Genomic DNA, 19,061 nt, shown 5'->3' with positions numbered 1-19,061 from the left:
CGAAAGCTGAAGCTGGCATCGCCGATGGTGAGGTCGAAATGCTTGGCCATCTTGTGGCGATGGAGGACCTCGCCGACCTTGAGGCCGATTTCCGCCTTGCCCTGCAAGGGCGCACGGGCGCGCTGCACCCGATCGCGGATGGTGGCGAGATCGCGCTCGGTGGCCAGCAGCAAGTCCTCGCGCTTGTGCGCCCGGCGGCGAGCCAGCTCGGGATTGCGGCAGACCATCATGCCCCGCCACCGCTCGTGGTGCGCCGAGGCAGGACCTATTATTCCAGGCCAATACGCTGGACCGAAAGATTAGTCAGTGGATGACACATTGGGTGAGGCCAGATAATTGATCAGTGACTGGCCGACGATCAGATAGTTGCCGTTGCCACCCTTGGTGGCTTGGATTGCGCCACTCTTGATGAGCTTGAGCACATCCAGACGAGCCATATCCAAAAATTCAGCAGCGTCGCCGCTGGAATAGATACGCGATGGCTTTATCGTATTGGAGCCGTAGTGTTGGCTAAGTCCGAATAGTCCAAGAACGATACTAATGGCCGAAGCTAAAATTTCCAGAATCTTGTCAATGGAAACAAGTGGCTTCGATGACTTCGCCATGGGTTTCTCCTGCTCAGCTTGTCTCATTGAACCCAGTGTAGCGATATTCGAACATAGTCAGCATAAAAATTAGGTCTTGGCTATCACGCTTCAGTTCATCAAGAGCAACTTCGGCCTCCACAAAATTTCGCTCACTGAATAGTTTCACAAGAATATCAGCTGTTTCATGAAAATGCCGATGACGTTTCTCTAGAAACGAAATCTCTGGGTATGCACTATATTTTTCGAGCGCCTCGGAGTATATCCATTTTCCGAGTTCACATGTCCGGCAGGACTCAAGTGCTGGCGCAGATTCGTGCCGGATCTTCTTTTCAAGCTGAAGCAGCCATCGAAGGTGAACCAGCCGCGCCTTTGATATGTCAATCATGCTGCCTCATCGTGTGCTATGGCGGAAAATCATTCCGAAGGAATGCCTGCTGACACAGGCTCTTGTTTTATCGCTTCCGCGAATAAATGATCTGCCCAGTAATCTGGGACATCGTCATTTCGGTTCGTGTCTGGCACCGTGATGATCCACGCATGTTGCACCTTTGGAAAACTATCAAGGATATTCTCCCTAAGGCTGTTGACGATGGCGTTGCTTTCAGCAACCGTCAGCATCTCGCCAATCGAAACGTGCATATATATTTCCCAGAACTCGCCCAGGCTGCGGCCGCGGATCAACTTGATTTCTCTAACGCCCTTTGTGGCCCGTGACTTGCGGGCGATTTCGTCAAGGGTTTCACGCGGAACTGTGACGTCTAAAAGGCCCTTGATGGCATCCCAAGCGATGATTCTGCCAATATTCATGACAATCAGGGAGACGAGGAGCGCAGCGATGTGATCTGCAGCATCAAGCCCAGCATCGGAAAGAACGATTCCGGTGAATACGACGATGGAGGTGATCGCGTCGATTCGATTATCACGGCTCGCAGAACGGAGCGCAATGTTGTCATTTTCCGTCGCGACACAAGAAAGATAGCGCGACATCAGCTCGCTAAAAGCAGCGGAGACTATGACGCCGACGATGGCAAACAGAGAGCCTGTTGCCTCCACGGTGTTCGGCTCATTGAAGCTCGTGCTGGCTAGAAAGACACCGGTCCCGATGAGGGATATTCCGATTATGAGCGAGGTAACGAACAGAATCTTTCCTGCCCCAAACGGAAAAGTCTTGCTCGGAGGAATCTTGGAAATTCGGATGCTGGCGAGGGTCAGGCTCTTGGTGATGGCGTCACCAATGGAATACAGTCCCTGCGCTGCCATGCCCATGCTGCCTGACATCACACCAAGCAGGCTCCGGAATATCGCTTGGGCCAGCGTGCCTCCCAGATCCAACCGCGCAGCCTTTTCTACGCAGGTTTTACTGCCCGAATTTCCCATGTGAATTGCCAGTCCTCTCAGGTGCCGCGCAAGGATAGCCCTCAACATGAGCCCGGAGAAGCGCCAAATCATATTCTCGTTGCGGGAGCGACCTACCCACTGGTCAGGAGCTCTGCCCCTCACCTACTTTTTTGTGCCCGCCACTGAAGGGTGTTTCGCGCTACGTGCTAAGGCATCTCGACTAAGCGGCCTGTTAGCCGCCGGGCCACCGGCGCCAGGAAATAGATCACCGGGACGCCGACCACATAGGCGATTGCGAATGCCTTCAGCCAGCGCCCCAGGAAATCAGCCCCGAATCCCACATTGACTGCCGTGATGACGAAGGTCATCAGTGAGATCATCATCGCCCCCATCATCAGGGAGAAGACCAGATGGAATCGGGTTTTGGGCAACTTGCTCATGATGTACTCCTGGCAGCTCTGTCAGGGATGGACGGTGTGGGCTTGATCCGGCGCGCTTTCGGTCAGGAGCAAAGCCTCACTTGTTACGCCGTCGGCGCGCTCGCCCAGTTCATTTCGCCACGGCCGCCAGCGCTCAAGCGCCAACAGCGAGACGATCAGCACCAGAGCTAAGGGCACGGCCACCAGCCAGAACGGCGCTCCAAATAGCCCATCCAGGGTCAACTTGCCGCTACTGGCGGACATCAGAACCGGCTTTAGCGCCGGTTCGGCATAGCTGAAGGTCAGGGCACCGAGAAGGCCGCCGACTAGAGTTATCCATGCATCCTTGTAGCCAGCCCCAATCTGGGCCAGCACCGTGCCCGGACACGCTCCGGCAACGGTGATTCCCACACCCAGCAACATGCCGCCGACTAGGTCGGCCATAGCGAGAGTTGGTTTTGGGTGCATCTTAACCCCGTACAGGGACATGACGGTCAAGACCAACAAGCCGGTGGCCACGGCTGTCAGGAAGATTTTCAGCATGATGAAATTGCGCATCTGCATCTGGCCGACGATGATGCCGGGCTCGAAGACGCGCGACTTCTCCAGCGCAAATCCGAAGACGAATCCCATGGCCAGACCGATCAGGATGGCGGTGACGACGCTCATGATCGCAACTCCTCAGATGCGGCGAAAGAACAGCAAGGCGGCCAGTATGCCGCCGGTGAACATAGCGGTGACCGCGATCAGCGATCCCACCGACAATTGGGCAATGCCGGATATCCCGTGACCCGAGGTGCAACCGTCAGCGATTCGGGCCCCCAGCAGCATCAGAAAGCCTCCCGCGAAGGCCATGGGAAAGCGCACAGATGGCCGAGCCGAGGCCACCCGCCCCCAGGCACGGGAGACGCCGGTCCGCGCCGTGCCGCCCAAGCGCGACGAAATCATTGCCCCAAGGGCGATGCCCACCACCAGGGCCACCTGCCACCAGTTCTTGGCACCTTCCAGATGCTTGGCCACATATTCGATCCGGGTGATGCCTGGATCGAAAAGGCTGGCCAGAGTCCCAGCCACAGTGACATAGGACGACGAGGCGCCGAGAGCGGTATTCATCAGCAGGAATGCCGGGATCTGCAACAGGCCGATGATGACACCGGCCACATAGGGCGACCAAGCGGCCCTGCGGAAGGAGAAGATGGACATGGTCGCACTCCTTTATATTAGGCATTTATGATATAAAGGAGTGCTCGATGGATTGCAAGTCTTGCCCAGACAAAAAGGGGCAGTACCCGTGGATCCCTCCCCCAGGTTGGGTTGGCCGTCGGTGGGCGGTCCGGCGAACAGGATTTACGAATTGACTGTGCAGCCGGGTTCAGGCACCCGGAAGGTCAGCCAAAGGCGGCGCACACGCCGAAGACTGCGTCTGTTTGCCTGCCCGTGATCGCTGGTGCTCGTAATTGCTCGAAAAAGTTAAGTGGCGGGAGGCGGGAATCGAACCTTCTCCATGCGGCTCGCGGACGAAGCAATTCCCGGTCATTGCCCTCCTCTCTGGGCGGCATGGAGAAGCCGATTCGTGTAGTAACATTCCGTTTGCGGAATATGCAATTTATGTTATATTATTAACATGGAATATCAGGCAGCCATCTTCACCGCTCTATCAGATCCCATCCGTCTGCGCAGCTTGGCGCTTCTGGCCAGGGAAGGGGAGCTTTGTGTTTGCGAACTGACCCATGCGCTCGCCGCCAATCAGCCGAAAATTTCCAAGCACATGGCGGCACTTCGAGATTGCGGACTGGTCACAGACCGTCGTGACGCCCAATGGGTCCTTTACTCCTTGGCTGCGGATATCCCGCAATGGGTCAAGGATGCGGTAACTGCGGCGGTTGCCGGGGCCACCCAAGACTACCTTCACGCCGAAGATGTCCTTCGGCTGAAAAGCATGCCCGCCCGCACGCCCCGGAAACGGGCTTCCGGTGTATGAAAGGCGAAAGCCATGTTCGAGATCTTCACCCGCCTCGCCGATTGGACCATTGCCGACCTCCTTACTCTTGAGCCGGGAACGAAACTGGCGGATGCGGTCCACTTCTTCGTCGAGGACACCACCAAGATCTTCTTTCTGCTGGTGATCGTTGTCTTCGTCATGGGCCTGTTCCGTACCATGCTGTCGCCGGAAAAGGTCCGGGGCTATATCGAAGGGACTTCACGCGGGATCGGCTACGTTCTGGCCGTGATCCTGGGCGCCGTCACCCCGTTCTGCTCCTGCTCGTCGGTACCGCTGTTCATCGGCTTCCTCGAAGGCGGCATTCCGGTGGGCGTTACCATGGCGTTCCTGATTACCTCGCCACTGGTCAACGAGGTGGCCGTGGTCATTCTCGGCTCCATCATGGGCTGGAAGATGACCACGGTCTATGTGGTGACCGGCATGAGCGTCGGCATTTTGGGCGGCATCCTCATCGATCGCTTGCATATGGAACGCTGGGTTGAGGACTATGTCTGGAAGATCCGCATGGGGACCATCGCCCAGTCCGAGGTGGACGGTTCCATGGCTGGGCGGATTCGCTACGCCTGGGGCGAGGTCAAGGATATCGTCGGACGCATCTGGCTTTACATCATCATCGGCGTCGGCATCGGTTCAGCCCTGCATGGCTATGTGCCGCAGGAGCTGTTCGCCCAGTATGCCTCGGCCGACAATCCGTTCGCCGTGCCGGTGGCGGTGTTGATGGGCCTGCCGCTTTATTCCAACGCCACCGGCATCATTCCGGTCGCGGAGGCGCTGATCGCCAAGGGGGTTCCCATCGGCACCGTCATCGCCTTCATGATGAGCGTCGTCGGCATTTCCCCGCCCGAGTTCATCATGCTGCGCAAGGTGTTGAAGCCGCAAATGCTGATCTTCTTCGGCGTGTTCCTGACCATCTCATTCATGGTCGTCGGCTATCTGCTGAATGTGATTTTTGCCTGACCTGAGGAGGACATCATGAAATCGTTCAAAGTGCTGGGATCGGGCTGCAAGAACTGCGTCACCACCGCCAAGCTGATCGAGGAAAAGGCAGCGGCATTGGGTGTCGTGGTTGACATCGAGAAAGTTACCGATATGGCCACCATCCTCGGATATGGGGTCATGAGCACTCCCGGCGTGGTCCTGGATGGCACGGTGGTCCATGCAGGTGGAATTCCGAAGACTGAGAAGATCGAGTCCTGGCTACGCTCTTGATGCTGCTCGTCCTTGGGATCGTCTTGATCCTGGGGGCGCTGTTTGCAGCCCGGTGGGCGATTTGGCAGGGCTTTCGAGTTGACCGCGTCATTGAAGTCGGATCTCCCGGGGATTACGGCGAAGCCTTCACGGAGGCCACTATTCCTGCGGTCGGTGGGAAGCGGCTGTTTGGATGGCTGATGTCTGCCGGGCCGGGCGCGCCGCTGATAGTCGTCATGCATGGTTGGGGGGCTAATGCTGAATCCATGCTGCCGTTAGCTGTGCCCATCCGCCGTCACGGTTATTCAGTTCTGGTGATCGATGCCCGAAGCCATGGACGCAGCGACCAGGATAACTTTTCATCCATGCCTAGATTCGCCGAAGACATTGATAGCGCCCTTGATTGGGCCGCCTTGTTGCCGGATATTGATCCGCATGCCTTGGCTGTCCTGGGGCATTCCGTCGGCGGGGCGGCCGGTCTCCTGGCAGCCTCTGGCCGCGAGAATCTGCGGGCTGTGATCAGCCTCTCGGCATTCGATCACCCCGAGACGGTCATGCGGACCTATCTGTCCCGGGCAAAGGTGCCTTATCGCCCCATCGGGTGGATGATCTGCCGTTATGTCGAACGGATTATCGGGCACACTTTTGACGACATTGCGCCTGTTGCCACCATCTCGCGGATAAGATGTCCCGTCCTGATCGGCCATGGCGCCGACGACCTGATGGTGGCCCCCGCTGCCGCCAGCGCCATTTTCGCCCGCGCGACGAGCCCGATGGCCGAACTCGCCATTCTTGACGGCACCGGCCATGATGAAGCGGGCTGCTTTGAGCGGATCAGCCTGGTTCTGACCGATTTTCTCGACCGTTCTTTCAAGGCTCGGGAGGCCATCTCGGGCGGTATGCCTGCGGGGCCGTAGCGGTCTCAGTCGAGCACTCTGCTGTTGTCCCATTCCGGTCTCTGGTCCAGGCTGTCGGCATGTTCGATCGCATCTTGTTTGCCCTGTGCGTTCTGGGCATTTCCGCCACCCATGTCGGAGGTGTAGCGGTCAGCCGTGCAAAGGCCCTGCGGCTGGAGGTTCCCAGGGACAGCGCCGGCACTTTCCGGGTCTTCGTCTCGGCCCCGCCATCGCCGCTGGATGACAAGAAGATGCCGCTGCGCTTCATCCTGGGCGCCTCGGTGGAGACCGAAACCCTGTTCACGGGTCCGTAAAAATAGGGCCGGGTGAGGGCGGCGTCAGCTGCTCCCTCGCCGGAACAGGCCCGAGGAGGTCAGCACCACAACCGCCAGAACCACGAAGGGAAACACCGTCCAGTTGACCACCGTCCAACCGTGGGTCGCCAGCAGGTGCCCCGAGGAGAACGAGCCGAACGCCACCGTCCCGAACACGATGAAATCGTTGAATGCCTGAACCTTGTTGCGTTCCTCCAGACGGTGGGTGCCCAACACCATGGCCGAGGCGCCGACGAAGCCGAAATTCCAGCCCAGGCCCAACAGGATCAGGCCCACCCAGAAATGGGATGCCGTCGTGCCCAGCAAACCCGTTGCCCCGGCGAAGGCGATAGTCGTCAGCCCCATGGCCACCACGCGCATGGCGCCGAAGTGGGCGATGAGGGCGCCGGTGAAGAAGCTGGGTCCATACATGGCGACCACGTGCCATTGGATGGCCAGATTGGAATCGGAGATGGACAGCCCGCAAAGCCTCATGGCCAGCGGGGCCGAGGTCATCAGCAGGTTCATCAGGGCGTAGGACACCACGCCGCCGACCGCCGCCGCCAGAAACCGCGGCTGGCCCCCGCAACGAAGCCACTTCCATTCTGCTTCATGTGCGAAAGTGTCCTTTTAACGCATTTCTTTTTCATAGTCTTCTCCCCCTCAGATGAGCGGCATCGCCGCGTACAGTCGTTTTGACGTGGAGTTGCGTCAGTACCGGGCGTCCTTGGGCTTGGGGTCCTTGGGCCAGTCCTTGACCTTGGCGGGGAAGTCGGGGCGTGGCTGGTGCGAGAAATACGCGGCCACGTCCACCGCTTCCTGTTCAGTCAAGGCGCCGCCCTGCCCCAGCAGTCCGTTCATGCCATGGGCCAGCGGCATGTTGCGGTAGACGAAGGCCGCCGCAGTGTAGGTCCGTGCCATACCGGCGCCGATATTGAAGGACTTGTCCCCCCACAGCGGCGGGAAGACGGTCTCGCCCCGGGCGTCGATCTTGCCCTCGCCATCGGCGCCATGGCAGATGGCGCAATCACGGTCATAGACCTTGCGGCCATTGACCGGATCGGGGACCAGATCGGTATTGATCTTGCCGATGCCCTTGCCCTGAATGGCCAGCTTGCCTTTGGTGGGAGGCAGATCCTTGGACAACCAATCCATATAGGCCAGCATGGCCTTCATCTCCTTGGACTCCACCGGCAGCGGCTTACCGTTCATGGAGCGCAGGAAACAGCCGTTGATGCGCTCGGCCAGGGTGATCTCGCGCCCGGCCCGGGGAGCATATTGCGGAAAGGCGGGGCTGGTGCCCAGGAAAGGCGAGCCGAAGGGAACCTTGCCCGCCAGCAGATGGCAGGACGCGCAGGTCATTTCCGCCCCCACATGGTCGGGCAACAGCCGTTTGGTCTCGGACATCAGACGGCGGCCCAGCAGGATCATCTCACCAGCCTCGCCCTTGGGCATGTCGGTGTCCTTGGGGACCGCGAAAGCGATGGGAGCGGGATCGGCGGCATATGCCGGGAGGCTTCCCAGGATGGCGGCGACCAGGACGATGGCGGTCTGAATGCGCATAATGCTCTCCATGGTCCGAGCCGTTAAGGACGTGCGGGAAGGATGGGGAAGGCCTTGCGCGTCTTCGCCACTTCGGATGCGTTCACCGCCGGGGCATTGTTGCCCCAGGCTCCCCGCACAAAGCTCAGCACATCGGCCAGTTCGGCGTCGGAGAGACGGCTGAAGCCCGGCATGGCGAAGGCGGTGGGGCCGTGATCGGTCACCGGCATGCGGCCTCCGGCCAAGGCGACGCGGATGGTCGAAGCCGGATTGTCGGGCAACACCGCCGAATTGCCCGCCAGGGCGGGATAGATGCGCGGCACGCCCTGACCGTCGGCCCGGTGACAGCTTTGGCAGAACTCGGCATAGAGGGTGGCGCCCCGGCGGGCATATTTGCCTTGGCGCAACTCGTCGAAGGCGGTATCGCCGCCCTTGGCCACATAGGTCGGACCGGCGGCGGACAGCGCCTTCAGCGAGCGGGCCATGGCACGCAGATCGGCCTCGTCCATGGCCTGGGTGCTGTGGGTAATCACCTCGGTCATACCGCCGAAGGCGGCGGTGCGGGCATTGCGGCCGGTTTTCAGGAACTCCACCAGTTCGTCCTCGCTCCAATCGCCCATTCCGTGTCCGACGTCGTTGCGCAGGGACTTGGCGAACCAGCCGTCGATCATGCCGCCGCCGAGAAATTGCGGGCCATCGGCGGCGGACAAGGCCTTTTCCTGGAAGGCGATGCCGCGCGGGGTGTGGCACGAGCCACAATGGCCCAACCCCTCCACCAGATAGGCGCCGCGATCGGCGATGGAGACCGCCTTGACCGCCTCGCCGGGGGCGAAGGCCATGTTCCAGACGCCCAAAGGCCAGCGCATGGACAGTGGCCAGGGAATGTCACTGCCCCGATTGGGCTGATCCACAGCATCCACCCCATCCATGAAATAGGCGTAAAGCGCCCGCATATCGGCATCGCTGACGCGGGCATAGGACGGATAGGGCATGGCGGGATAGAGATTGTGGCCGTCCTTGGCCACGCCCCGGCGCAGGGCGGCGGCGAAGTCGTCATAGCTGTAAGGACCGATACCGGTGGTGGCGTCGGGGGTGATGTTGGTGGAATAGATGGTCCCGATGGGAGTTTCCATGGCCAAGCCACCCGCATAGGGCTTGCCGCCCGGCACGGTATGACAGGCGATGCAGTCGCCGGCCACCGCCACCTTGCGTCCAGCCTCGATCAGGGCCGCCTCGGCCTTGGTGGCAGCCAAGTCGATTTCGGCATGGGCGCTGGCGCTCCAGGCCAAGGCGGCCAGGAAGAATGCGGTGACCGTTGTCGGCGACTTCGAAAACATGATTGGCGCTCCCCGGGCAGGCCTAGGTTGTCAGGCTAGGCCGATAGCCGGGGAGGCCATATTGGGGAAAGCCCGGAGTGGGGCTTAGGGTTTTCCCTGAAGCGTCATCAGCATCCGGGTGAGATCGGCCACGGACCCGGCCTCCATCTTCTCCATGACATGGGCGCGATGGGCCTCCACCGTCTTCATGGAGATGTCCAGCTCATGGGCGATCACTTTGTTGGGCTTGCCCAGGACCACCAGAGCCATGACGTCGCGCTCGCGCGGGGTCAGGCTCTCTTGCCGCTGGGACAGCAGCCGCGCGGTATGGGCTTCGGCGCAAGCGCCCGCCGCCCGCTCCAGGGCTTCGGCAACCAGATCCAGCAACCTCTGGTCGTTGAACGGCTTTTCCAGAAAATCCACCGCGCCTTGGCGCATGGCGCGCACCACCATGGGAATATCGCCATGCCCCGAGATGAACACCACGCCGAGGGTCGACCCGGCGCGGTTCAGAGCATTTTGCAGGTCCAGGCCGCTCATGCCCGGCATGCGCATGTCCAGCACCAGACAGCCCGGCCCGGTGGGCGGCTGCGCCAACAAGAACGCCTCGGCCGAGGGGTAACACTCCACCGGATGACCAAGCGATTTGAGCAGAAAAGCCAGGGAATGGCGCATGGCTTCGTCGTCGTCCACCACATGGATGACCGGAGTGCAAGGATTGGCAGAGCCGCAGTGACCGCAGGTCATGGAATCTCCGTGGGGCCGGTGGTAACGGGGAGAGTAAACCGGAAGACGGCGCCGCCGCCGGGCGCATCCTCGGCCCAGAGTCGGCCACCCTGAGCCTCGATCATGGTCCGCGACAAGGACAATCCCAATCCCAGCCCATCCGGCTTGGTGGTGAAGAACGGCTCGAACAGCCGCGCTCGCGCCTCGGGACTCAGGCCCGGCCCGGTATCGGCAACGCGAATCTCCACCCCCTCGGCGACGGCCGAGGAACTCACCGCGATATGACGGGGCTCGCTCTTGCTCATGGCATCGGCGGCATTCTGCAACAGATTAAGCACCACCTGTTCGATGCGCAGCCGATCGGCCAGAACCGGGGGAAGCCCCTGCCCCAGATCCAGGCTGACCCCCACCCCGTGGCGGGCCGCGACGGTCTGGAACAACTCCACCGCCTCGACCAGCGGGCCATTGGCGTCAAGGTTCTGAGGGACCGGGCTGCGCTTGCGCGCGAAGGCGCGGATGCGCTTGACGATCCCCGCCGCCCGCTCGGCCTGCGCCGCGATTAGGCCGACCCCCTCGGTGACCCCTTCGGGATCGGTATGGGACGTGAGCCGCCGCTGGCAGCCGCTGGCGTAATTGGCGATGGCGGCCAGGGGCTGGCTGATTTCATGGGCCAGGCTGGATGCCATCTCTCCCAGCAGAGCCAAACGAGCGCCGTGTTCCATTTCCTCGCGCCGAAGACGGGCCTCCGCGTGGGCGGAGCGCAGTTCAGCGGTGCGGCGGCGAACCAAATATTCCACCCGAGCGACGTGGACCAGCCACCAGACAACCCCCAGCAGCGCCATCACCAGCCAGGGCCAGTAATCGCGAAGAAGCTGGCGTGCCGAAGGATGGCGCAGATAGGCATAGGGGCCGATTTTCAGCGCGCGAAACAGGTCATGGACCGGCTGATAGTCGGCGGGCACCGTCCAGGCGTAGCCGTCGCCCTCGGGCATGGCCAGCAAGGCAATGGCCACCTGCTTGGCCAGGGCTTCCGGCGTCGCAGCCAGCCTGGCGAAAGGCCAATCGGGGTAAAGCCGGGTCGAACTCAGGCAGCCATGGGACGGTATGCCGCCGAGGACCCGCAACAGACCCGGCGTGATGCGGCCTTCCGCCTCCATCTGCTCGAGCAGGCAGAAGCGCAGGATACCGGCATCGGCCTTCCCTTCGGCGACCGCCTCCGCCACCGCCTCCATGGGAAAGCCGGTGAACTGGAGACCCGCCGTATCGGAAAAGGGGGCGATGCCAATTTCGGCCAATTCCCGCCAAACCACGCGAAACCCGCCGAATGCCTCGGGAGAAACCGCCGCCAGCCGGGATCCACGAAGGTCGGAAAGGCGATTGAGGTCGGTCCGCTCGGCCCGCACCACCACTGCCGATCCCACCATGGCTGGCAGAGTGGTCGCCGACGCGCTCCCCGACAGGCTGGCGATGCGGGTGACGCCGAAGGCTGCTTCAAGCTCGACATAATGGCCGGGATTGGTGATGACGAAGTCCAGGCTGCCGCTTTTCACCGCAGTGGTCAAGCCATCGAGATCAAGCGGGACGATGACGACGTGACGTTGGGGCAATTGGCCCCGCAGATACGCCAGCGTCGGCTCCCACTCGCTTTCCGCCATTTCGGCACCACGGAACGCCAGAACCCCGATGCGCAGGCTCGGCGCCTCCGCCCCGGATACCACGGCTGACCACCCGAGCAGGACCGACAATATGAGGAGAACGCGCATGTCTTGCCTTCAGCAAATCCGCTGACTGACCCCGAGAGCACCATTCAGCATGGCTTCGCCCCAATTCCAAGTTTTTCATGGCCCGGCATCCAGTGCCGCATTATATTAGGTTTGAATAATTTAAGGAGAGCTAGAGATGCCCGACACTGGAATCATCGAAGTCACGCCGCAGGACGCCAAAGCCTGGCTGGACAAGGGGCTGGCCATCCTCATCGACGTGCGAGAGCCGTATGAATATGGGTTCGAGCGTATTCCCGGGGCATTGCTGTTTCCTCTTGCCACCTTTGAGCCCAAATCCCTCCCCCTCGGAGAGACGAAAAAAGTCGTCCTGCAATGCGGAACTGCCAAACGATCCGGCATGGCGGCACAGCGGGCAATCGATGCCGGCGTTGCCACGATTTATCATGTAAAGGGCGGCCTGAGTGCGTGGAAGGAGGCCAAACTCCCCATACTCGACATCAATCCCGCCACCGGAGCGATTGAACCCAAGGAGCTGTGACCGAAACCTCGCGACCTTAATCAGGGGGAAGCCTGCCATCGGTAATGGCCCCCGATTTTGTATGCCCGCCATGTGATGATCCGCTAAGGCATCTCGACTAAGCGGCCTGTTAGCGGCCGGGCCACCGGCGCCAGGAAATAGATCACCGGGAAGCCGACCACATAGGCGATGGCGAACGCCTTTAGCTAGCGCCCCAGGAAATCAGCCCCGAACCGGGCGTCGTGGTCCTGCACGGCGAGGCCCCGGCTCATGCTGCCATAATGTCGTCGTCCGGCAGTTAGAATAGATCGCGGGGACCGTCCTCTGGCCTGAGTGGTGTTCCAACTGCCCAGCTGGTTCAGGAGGTCGTGGCGCAGGCCGGCCTAACAGTTATTCGGGACCGTCTGAGGCCGCTATAGATCGAGCCTATAAGGATCGAACAGGGCCAAGCTTTCCGGCGAGGCCAGAAGCGCCCTGTACATAAGATCCTCAGTCAGGATGTGGTCGAGAAGCCACGATCGCAGGAAGGCATTCATCTCAGCGGTCGGCTTAGTCGCCTGCCCACCTGCCAAATATCGCGTCCGGAAGTTCTGTAGCGCACCGACGAGACAAGCATGTGCATGCTGTTGCTGTGGCATGCGATCGTACTCTAGGGCCAGCAGAACGGCCTCTTCCCGCTGAAAATGACTATCTGTGTAGACCTGCAATGCGTCAAAAAGACTTCCGATGACGAGCCCATCCTTGCCGAGGTTCCAGGCTTCGTACAGAGAATTGATCAGCTGAATTAGCTTTTTATGATCGTCATCCAGCTTGGCAATGCCGACACTAAAAGACGGATCCCATTGAATGGACTGCATCTTGTACCCATATCTTTCGGTCAAGATTCTCACCTCTCAGAGATTCACTATATTGGCCACCTACTGCCAACCAGCGGCCACGAAAGCGGCGATGATTAGGGGCAGCCGCCATCATTCTCCTCACCCAATGCCACATAATGTCGCCACCCTACCAGTCGTCCGTCGTTATGATTAGGCGCAAGACGCCGTCCGATGCGATGACAATTGTCCTCTGGCGCGCCATTCAGTCCAGACCGGGCAGATGCGGATTGTCATGGCCGAGCCCTGTGGAGAAGCGCAAGGCTGACAAAATAGTTCATTGCAGTGGAGTCCTCTGCCCCATGGTCTCGCAATCCCCCCTGCACCAAGCCCTCAGCGACGCGCTGGACGACGAATACAAGGCCCGAGCCACCTATCAGATGGTGATCGACGCCTTCGGCCCCGTGCTTCCCTTCGCCAATATCATTCAATCTGAACAGCGGCACATTGACGCCCTGTTAAGCCTGCTGGCCGGGCGCAGTCTGCCCGCAATAGCCGATCCCTATGCCGCCGGCATCGCCGCCCCGTCTTCGATCCAGGATGCATGCCGCATCGGCGTTGGTGATTCTGGTCACATGCCGCGCCACCAATCGAGGGTACTGCGCAGCAAGGCAGGGCCGTTATCGGCGATTTTGATGATCCCCATGGCGATGGCGGCCAGACCCAGCAGAATGCCTATCTTTAGCCTGCCGTTCTTTGGCATCTGATCGTTTGAGATCATTGCCGCAACCCCGCGAGTCGCTTCAGCCGCAATCGGGGCGGCCACTGTTTCTCTTGGCGCCGCAGCTGCATCCGCCGCCACATGACGCCCCGTCGGACGGCCGCCACATCCGCCACAGATAACGGATAACCACGAAGGCCGCCCCCGCGCCCACGACGGTGATGGCGCCAAAATCCCAGAGTGATCCCCAAGCCATGGCGGAATGCTTCTTTCATCAGGAGGTGGCGGAGCAACTCCGCCACCAGAACAGACCTACAGGAAGGCTCCACCGATCCGGCTGACGGCCAGGGCTAATACCCAAGCGAATGTCAGGGAATAGACCACCGAGAACCCGGCCCAGCGCCAGCTCTTTGACTCCTTACCGATGATGGCGATGGTGGACAGGCAGGGAGCATAGAGCAGAGTAAAGATCATGAAGGCGATGGCCGTAGCCGGTGGCATGGCCCCCTTTAAGGTTTCGGTCAGTTGCTCCGAGCCTTTTTCCTGGGCGTAGATGACCGCATAGGTGGCCACCACCACTTCCTTGGCGACGAAGCCGGTCATGATGGAGGCCGATTCCCGCCAGGAAAAGCCCAGCGGCTGGAACAGCGGCGTCACCGCGATGGCCGAACGCCCCAGATAGCTCTTTTCCAGCTTCTCTTGTGCCTGGGCGCTTTTCAGCGTTCTGGTCGCGGCATCCTTTTCCGGGCTGTCGGGCAATGCGGCCTGTTCAGTGATGGCTGTCTCGAAATCTTGGGAATAGGCGATGTCGCGGGGGAATTCCTGCAGAAACCAAATCACGATGGAGCCCACCAGGATGACGCCGGTGACCTTGGCAACGAAACCCTGGGCACTGTCCCACATATGGTGCAGCACCGAATGCATGGTCGGCAGACGATAGGGCGGCAGTTCCATCACGAAGGCATCGCCGCCGCTGCCGGGAATGATGCGGTTCAGCAGCACCGCCGACAGCATGGCGGTTCCGATGGACGTCATGTACATGGCGAACACCACCGTACCGGCGATGTTTTCGAAGAATGCTCCGGCGAACAGGATAAAGACGGGCAGGCGGGCCGAGCAGCTCATGAACGGCGAGATCAGCATGGCGATCAGCCGCGCCCGCTTGTTGGTAATGACGCTGGTGGCCATGACCGCAGGGACGTTACAGCCGAAGCCAGCCACCATGGGGATCAGGGTCGTGCCGTGCAGGCCGAAATGGTGCATCACCCGGTCCATCAGAAAGCTGGCGCGCGCCAGATAGCCGGTGCCGCTTAAGACCGCCATGAAGAAGAACAGGATGACGATATTGGGTAGGAAGACGATGGTTCCGCCGACACCAGCCATGACGCCGTTGACCACGAGATCGTGGAACATGCCCTCGGGCAGGGTCTTGTCCACCAGATCGCTGGCCATCTGGACCAGAGCCTTGATCCAGTCGGTGGGAATGGCTCCCAGGCTGAAGGTCGCCTCGAACATCACCCACAGGATGCCCAGCAGCAGAGGCAAGCCCAGGGTTCGGTTCAGGAAGAAATCGTCGAGGATACGGGTCAGCTTGAACCCGGCGGTGGGATCGCCCTCCTGCTGGCGGACTTCTCGCAGCAGGCCGTTGGAAAAGGCGAAGCGGGCCGAAGCCAACAGGCTGGCGGTGTCCTCATCATGTTCATGGGCCAGGGCGGATTGCTCGCCCTTGATGTCTTCGACCAACTCGACATGGTTGCTTTCATGGCGCAACACCTCGTCATCGCCCTCCAGCATCTTGATCGCCAGCCAGCGTGAGCGCACCGGGCTCAGCTCCTGGGGGTGCAGCTTGGACAGATGCTGCTGGACGCGGTCGATGGCTGCCTCAAGATGGCTGTCGTAGTGCAGCCGCAACGGGTCGGCGGGCGCCGCCAAGGCCATGGCCGCCATGGCATCCAGCAAGGCGTCGATGCCCTCCTTTTTCAGGGCGCAGGTCTCCACCACAGGCGAGCCGAGGGCGGAGGCCAGCAAGGCGGTGTCGATTCGGATACCGGCGCGCCGGACCTCATCCATCATGTTCAGCACGGTGATGCGGGGAAGCCCGGTCTCGATCAACTGAGTGGTCAGGAACAGGCTGCGGTCCAGATGGCCAGCATCCAGCACATTGACGATGATGTCGGGTTCCTCGCCGTGGATATAGTCGCAGCCGACCTTCTCCTCCGGGGATTGCGACGAGGTGGAGAAGAAACCCGGCACATCAACGATGCGCAGGGTAACACCGCGATGGGTCACCTCGCGCGCGGTCAGTGAAGTGGTCACCCGCTGGTAGTTGGCGACGGCGGATTGGGCGCCCGTCAGGGCATTGAACAAGCTGGTGGAACCGGCATTGGGGTTACCCACCAGTGCCACGGTGACGGGAGATGTCATAAGCGAAAGCCCTTGGATTCAGGTTCGGATGGACAGGCTTACTTAACGCGAATGCGGATCTGCCGGGCCTCAGCATTGCGCAAGCCCAGGCTGTAGCCCATCAGGCTGTAGATGCGAGGATCTCCGAGCGGGGCAGAGCGATCCAGGGTTACAGCGGTACCGGACACCACTCCAAGCGACTGCATACGGCGCTTGAAAACGCCATCCTCGGTTTCAATCTTGAGAATTTCACCCTGCTGCTCGGGACGAAGGTCGGCAAGGGTAAGAGTGTCCATCTTGATCTGCTGATCCATACTCTATTTCCCCTTATTTGTTCGACGGGTAATAATTGTTCGATACTGCGAGTTGGTCGCAATTGCGCTACGCGAATTTAGGCCATGCCCCTACCATCCAGTCAAGACGTGATATCTTGGAATAAGGGGGCGTCAGGGGAATTCAAGCGGGCCTGCCGTTGCGGGGTATCTGGCGCGCTTGTGTTCTGAAATCGATGGTTGGTGACTATGTTCAATGTTATCCCTATACCTTCATCGGTTTCGGGTGGCGTAAACCGCCTGCATTTCCGCATCCATAGCGTCAATGTTGGCGGCAACCTTCTCCGAAAGTTGCCTTAGTTCATCTAGGCCAGCCTCTGAGCGCTGCCTTCCTTCGAGATTGAGGGTGCGCAGCACCTCATGCCCCTTTGCATGGACTTCGGAGTGGGGGGATGCCAGCGCCCTGAACGATCCCAGTTCACTCAGGACGTCGTCTGCAACACAGTCGTACCAGCGTCCCAAGCGGCAAGTGTGGTGAGTGGTGAGATCGGCAGCCGCCATGGCGGCCCTGCCATACACTGCCTCGGCGATCTTGGCGACGAAGGTGTGGTGGTCGTTCTTGGTCAGTTCGGCCACACGCCGGAAATACTTCGCCCCCAAGCCATCGGCCACCTTGGAGGCGAGCGGGGCGGTAAAATGGACGTGGACCAACTCGTTGCAGCATGCAACCACCTTACCCCCCACGCGCACGTTCTCGCCTGTGATGAAAAGATTTAGCTCAGTTCCCATTGCGTAGGGAACGGCCGTGGACAGTAGGGCGCCCCCCTCAGAAATGTCGAATACCGCGACTTTCTCAAGTTTCCCCCCCGTGGAGACATCGCCATCAACCATAAGCGCACGGCGGTGACCATGTCGGCGCTCGGCAATGGATGAGGAAGTTCTCACCGCGCGGGTTAACAGACGACCGAAGGTGCCCAGCGACTCATCCAAGCGGGAGGCGCTGGACTGAACCGAGTAGACGGCATCGTTGGCGTATTCGATCCGTCGCGACACCGATTCCATAAGCGTAGTAACTTGGCTGGCTTGGGATGCGGTTTCAGAGATGGTGCGGGCGATTTCACTGGTGGCAGCGGCTTGCTCCTCCACAGCGGCCGAGATTGATCCGGAAATCTCATCGACTCTCTTGACCGTAGATGTGGCGGTGCCGATGGCTGCGGTGGTCTGGCGTGCGACCTCTTGGATATTGCCAATCCGTTGGGCGATTTCCTCTGCAGAGCGCGCAGACTGGTTGGCCAGCCCCTTAACCTCGCCGGCCACGACCGCGAAGCCCTTCCCAGCCTCGCCCGCTCGCGCAGCCTCTATCGTCGCATTTAAGGCAAGCAAATTTGTCTGAGCAGCAATGTCACTAATCAGTGACACCACATGACCAATTTCGGCGGCGGCCCGGTCTAGTTCGCTGACCACATGTTGGACACCCGCCATACACTCAACCGCATCTCGGGTCGTTTCCGTCGATAAAGTAACCTGATGTGATATCTCAGCGATGGAGGCGTGCAGTTCCTCGGCTGCCGCAGCCACTGTCTGCGCCGAAGACAGAGCGATGCCGGCGGCATGTGCGGCGTCGGCGGCATCGTGCTCGACCGCACCGCTAACCTCGGCCATAGACCGAGCGCTATCAAGCAGGTCCCTGGTGTACTGGGATACGCTCGCAACCGAATCCCCCACCTGCATATTGATCTGCTCGACAGCGTTCTCCGCCTCGACCACTCGCTCACGCAGTACTTCATCCCAATAGGTCGAGATGGCTAACTCCATGTCCAGCAAGACAGCACGGCCGAGGGACTGAAGCGTTTGTGTCAACCGCTCACGGCCAGCAGGAGGCTGGAGAAAGTTGGATAGTCTTGCGGTCACTACGGAGGTCAGTTCGCCAAGGATCAGTCCATAACTGGCAATGTACCAACGCGGCGTCAGTCCAATCCGAAAATGGGCTTGGCCAATCCGCTGAACCGATTGGCGATAGGTGTCATCAAAACGCCCTTCGAAAAGCAAAGCCCAATGGCGCGCCTGTGCTTGCTTAGCTGTGGCGATATGTGAGGGGGAGGAGAATTTGGCAGCCAAAGGCGGATGGCGCAATAACTTTTCATAAAAAGAATCTAGTATAACTGGCATGGCATCAAGTAAGGCTGGTTTTATCTCTCTAAGCCGAAAACAGGCTTCTTCGTCAATCTGGATATATGATAGACGTGAAGACAAGTTATCGGATTCGTCTATGGTAATCATT

General features: G+C 60.2%; 23 protein-coding genes and 2 pseudogenes. 7 read left to right on the top strand and 18 right to left on the bottom strand.

Translation table 11 applies throughout. The annotated features are described in order from the left end of the window. The 7 genes and pseudogenes from CU669_RS19575 to CU669_RS19550 form a co-directional block, all read right to left on the bottom strand. Positions 1-230: pseudogene (locus CU669_RS19575) on the bottom strand (IS1634 family transposase); the annotation flags it as partial. Between the two features lie 69 nt (positions 231-299). After that, positions 300-605: a magnetosome protein MamR gene (mamR, locus tag CU669_RS21225; protein WP_146747812.1), complete on the bottom strand. Its 306-nt coding sequence runs from the start codon at positions 603-605 to the stop codon at positions 300-302. A 13-nt stretch (positions 606-618) separates the two neighbouring features. Further along, positions 619-972, bottom strand: a complete 354-nt coding sequence (locus CU669_RS19570) for a CZB domain-containing protein (protein ID WP_112147279.1) — start codon at positions 970-972, stop codon at positions 619-621. A 29-nt stretch (positions 973-1,001) separates the two neighbouring features. After that, positions 1,002-1,964, bottom strand: a complete 963-nt coding sequence (mamV, locus tag CU669_RS19565) for a CDF transporter MamV (protein WP_161539741.1) — start codon at positions 1,962-1,964, stop codon at positions 1,002-1,004. 167 nt (positions 1,965-2,131) lie between these two features. After that, the gene (locus tag CU669_RS19560) at positions 2,132-2,365 is read right to left on the bottom strand and encodes a DUF2798 domain-containing protein (RefSeq protein WP_112147277.1); all 234 of its coding nucleotides are present in this window, start codon (positions 2,363-2,365) and stop codon (positions 2,132-2,134) included. 21 nt (positions 2,366-2,386) lie between these two features. After that, the gene (locus tag CU669_RS19555) at positions 2,387-3,013 is read right to left on the bottom strand and encodes a YeeE/YedE thiosulfate transporter family protein (RefSeq protein ID WP_192884639.1); all 627 of its coding nucleotides are present in this window, start codon (positions 3,011-3,013) and stop codon (positions 2,387-2,389) included. A gap of 12 nt (positions 3,014-3,025) precedes the next feature. Beyond that, positions 3,026-3,547 carry a YeeE/YedE thiosulfate transporter family protein gene (locus CU669_RS19550; RefSeq protein WP_112147275.1) on the bottom strand — a complete coding sequence of 174 codons (522 nt, stop codon included), beginning with the start codon at positions 3,545-3,547 and terminating at the stop codon, positions 3,026-3,028. A 421-nt stretch (positions 3,548-3,968) separates the two neighbouring features. Here CU669_RS19550 and CU669_RS19545 point away from each other — a divergent pair, with 421 nt between their 5' ends. The 5 genes from CU669_RS19545 to CU669_RS19525 are packed head-to-tail and all read left to right on the top strand — an operon-like array spanning position 3,969 to position 6,744. Then, positions 3,969-4,325, top strand: coding sequence for an ArsR/SmtB family transcription factor (locus CU669_RS19545; RefSeq protein ID WP_112147274.1), 357 nt, complete (start codon positions 3,969-3,971; stop codon positions 4,323-4,325). Positions 4,326-4,337: 12 nt separating this feature from the next. Next, the gene (locus tag CU669_RS19540; protein WP_112147273.1) at positions 4,338-5,303 is read left to right on the top strand and encodes a permease; all 966 of its coding nucleotides are present in this window, start codon (positions 4,338-4,340) and stop codon (positions 5,301-5,303) included. Between the two features lie 15 nt (positions 5,304-5,318). Then, complete coding sequence (locus tag CU669_RS19535) at positions 5,319-5,555, top strand: thioredoxin family protein (protein ID WP_112147272.1); 237 nt, start codon at positions 5,319-5,321, stop codon at positions 5,553-5,555. Beyond that, the gene (locus tag CU669_RS19530) at positions 5,555-6,451 is read left to right on the top strand and encodes an alpha/beta hydrolase (RefSeq protein ID WP_112147271.1); all 897 of its coding nucleotides are present in this window, start codon (positions 5,555-5,557) and stop codon (positions 6,449-6,451) included. Before CU669_RS19535 ends, CU669_RS19530 begins: the two co-directional genes overlap by 1 nt. A gap of 59 nt (positions 6,452-6,510) precedes the next feature. Continuing rightward, positions 6,511-6,744 (top strand): hypothetical protein, encoded by a 234-nt coding sequence (locus CU669_RS19525; protein WP_112147270.1) that lies wholly within the window; start codon positions 6,511-6,513, stop codon positions 6,742-6,744. Positions 6,745-6,768: 24 nt separating this feature from the next. Here CU669_RS19525 and CU669_RS19520 read toward each other — a convergent pair whose 3' ends face one another. The 5 genes from CU669_RS19520 to CU669_RS19500 form a co-directional block, all read right to left on the bottom strand. Beyond that, complete coding sequence (locus tag CU669_RS19520) at positions 6,769-7,290, bottom strand: hypothetical protein (protein ID WP_205119514.1); 522 nt, start codon at positions 7,288-7,290, stop codon at positions 6,769-6,771. 165 nt (positions 7,291-7,455) lie between these two features. Further along, positions 7,456-8,307, bottom strand: a complete 852-nt coding sequence (locus CU669_RS19515) for a c-type cytochrome (RefSeq protein WP_239988806.1) — start codon at positions 8,305-8,307, stop codon at positions 7,456-7,458. A 23-nt stretch (positions 8,308-8,330) separates the two neighbouring features. After that, positions 8,331-9,623: a cytochrome c gene (locus CU669_RS19510; RefSeq protein ID WP_112147268.1), complete on the bottom strand. Its 1,293-nt coding sequence runs from the start codon at positions 9,621-9,623 to the stop codon at positions 8,331-8,333. 84 nt (positions 9,624-9,707) lie between these two features. Next, a complete protein-coding gene (locus CU669_RS19505; protein ID WP_112147267.1) occupies positions 9,708-10,349 on the bottom strand; it encodes a response regulator transcription factor in 642 nt (213 codons plus the stop codon). Continuing rightward, complete coding sequence (locus CU669_RS19500; protein WP_112147266.1) at positions 10,346-12,091, bottom strand: sensor histidine kinase; 1,746 nt, start codon at positions 12,089-12,091, stop codon at positions 10,346-10,348. Before CU669_RS19500 ends, CU669_RS19505 begins: the two co-directional genes overlap by 4 nt. Before the next feature lie 136 nt (positions 12,092-12,227). On the opposite strand from CU669_RS19500, the gene CU669_RS19495 reads away from it, so the two are divergent. After that, positions 12,228-12,590, top strand: coding sequence for a rhodanese-like domain-containing protein (locus CU669_RS19495; protein WP_112147265.1), 363 nt, complete (start codon positions 12,228-12,230; stop codon positions 12,588-12,590). Positions 12,591-12,673: 83 nt separating this feature from the next. On the opposite strand, the pseudogene CU669_RS22160 reads toward CU669_RS19495, so the two are convergent. Continuing rightward, positions 12,674-12,763, bottom strand: a pseudogene (locus CU669_RS22160) (hypothetical protein); the annotation flags it as partial. A gap of 219 nt (positions 12,764-12,982) precedes the next feature. Next, positions 12,983-13,450, bottom strand: a complete 468-nt coding sequence (locus tag CU669_RS19485) for a bacteriohemerythrin (protein WP_239988805.1) — start codon at positions 13,448-13,450, stop codon at positions 12,983-12,985. A 296-nt stretch (positions 13,451-13,746) separates the two neighbouring features. Between CU669_RS19485 and CU669_RS19480 the strand changes: the two genes are divergently transcribed. Beyond that, positions 13,747-14,151 (top strand): ferritin family protein, encoded by a 405-nt coding sequence (locus CU669_RS19480; RefSeq protein ID WP_112147263.1) that lies wholly within the window; start codon positions 13,747-13,749, stop codon positions 14,149-14,151. Between the two features lie 36 nt (positions 14,152-14,187). Here CU669_RS19480 and CU669_RS21495 read toward each other — a convergent pair whose 3' ends face one another. The 4 genes from CU669_RS21495 to CU669_RS19465 form a co-directional block, all read right to left on the bottom strand. Next, a complete protein-coding gene (locus tag CU669_RS21495) occupies positions 14,188-14,361 on the bottom strand; it encodes a hypothetical protein (RefSeq protein ID WP_161539740.1) in 174 nt (57 codons plus the stop codon). A 56-nt stretch (positions 14,362-14,417) separates the two neighbouring features. Next, positions 14,418-16,529 carry a ferrous iron transport protein B gene (feoB, locus tag CU669_RS19475; protein WP_112147262.1) on the bottom strand — a complete coding sequence of 704 codons (2,112 nt, stop codon included), beginning with the start codon at positions 16,527-16,529 and terminating at the stop codon, positions 14,418-14,420. 38 nt (positions 16,530-16,567) lie between these two features. Beyond that, a complete protein-coding gene (locus CU669_RS19470) occupies positions 16,568-16,822 on the bottom strand; it encodes a FeoA family protein (RefSeq protein WP_239988804.1) in 255 nt (84 codons plus the stop codon). Between the two features lie 231 nt (positions 16,823-17,053). Beyond that, on the bottom strand, positions 17,054-19,060 hold the full coding sequence (locus CU669_RS19465; RefSeq protein WP_112147261.1) for a protoglobin domain-containing protein: 2,007 nt from the start codon (positions 19,058-19,060) through the stop codon (positions 17,054-17,056). Position 19,061 lies beyond the last annotated feature (1 nt).

The sequence above is a fragment of the Paramagnetospirillum kuznetsovii genome, assembly GCF_003284725.1.
In the GTDB taxonomy this organism is placed as follows: Bacteria; Pseudomonadota; Alphaproteobacteria; order Rhodospirillales; family Magnetospirillaceae; genus Phaeospirillum; species Phaeospirillum kuznetsovii.
This window is presented reverse-complemented; position numbering and strand designations above follow the sequence as displayed.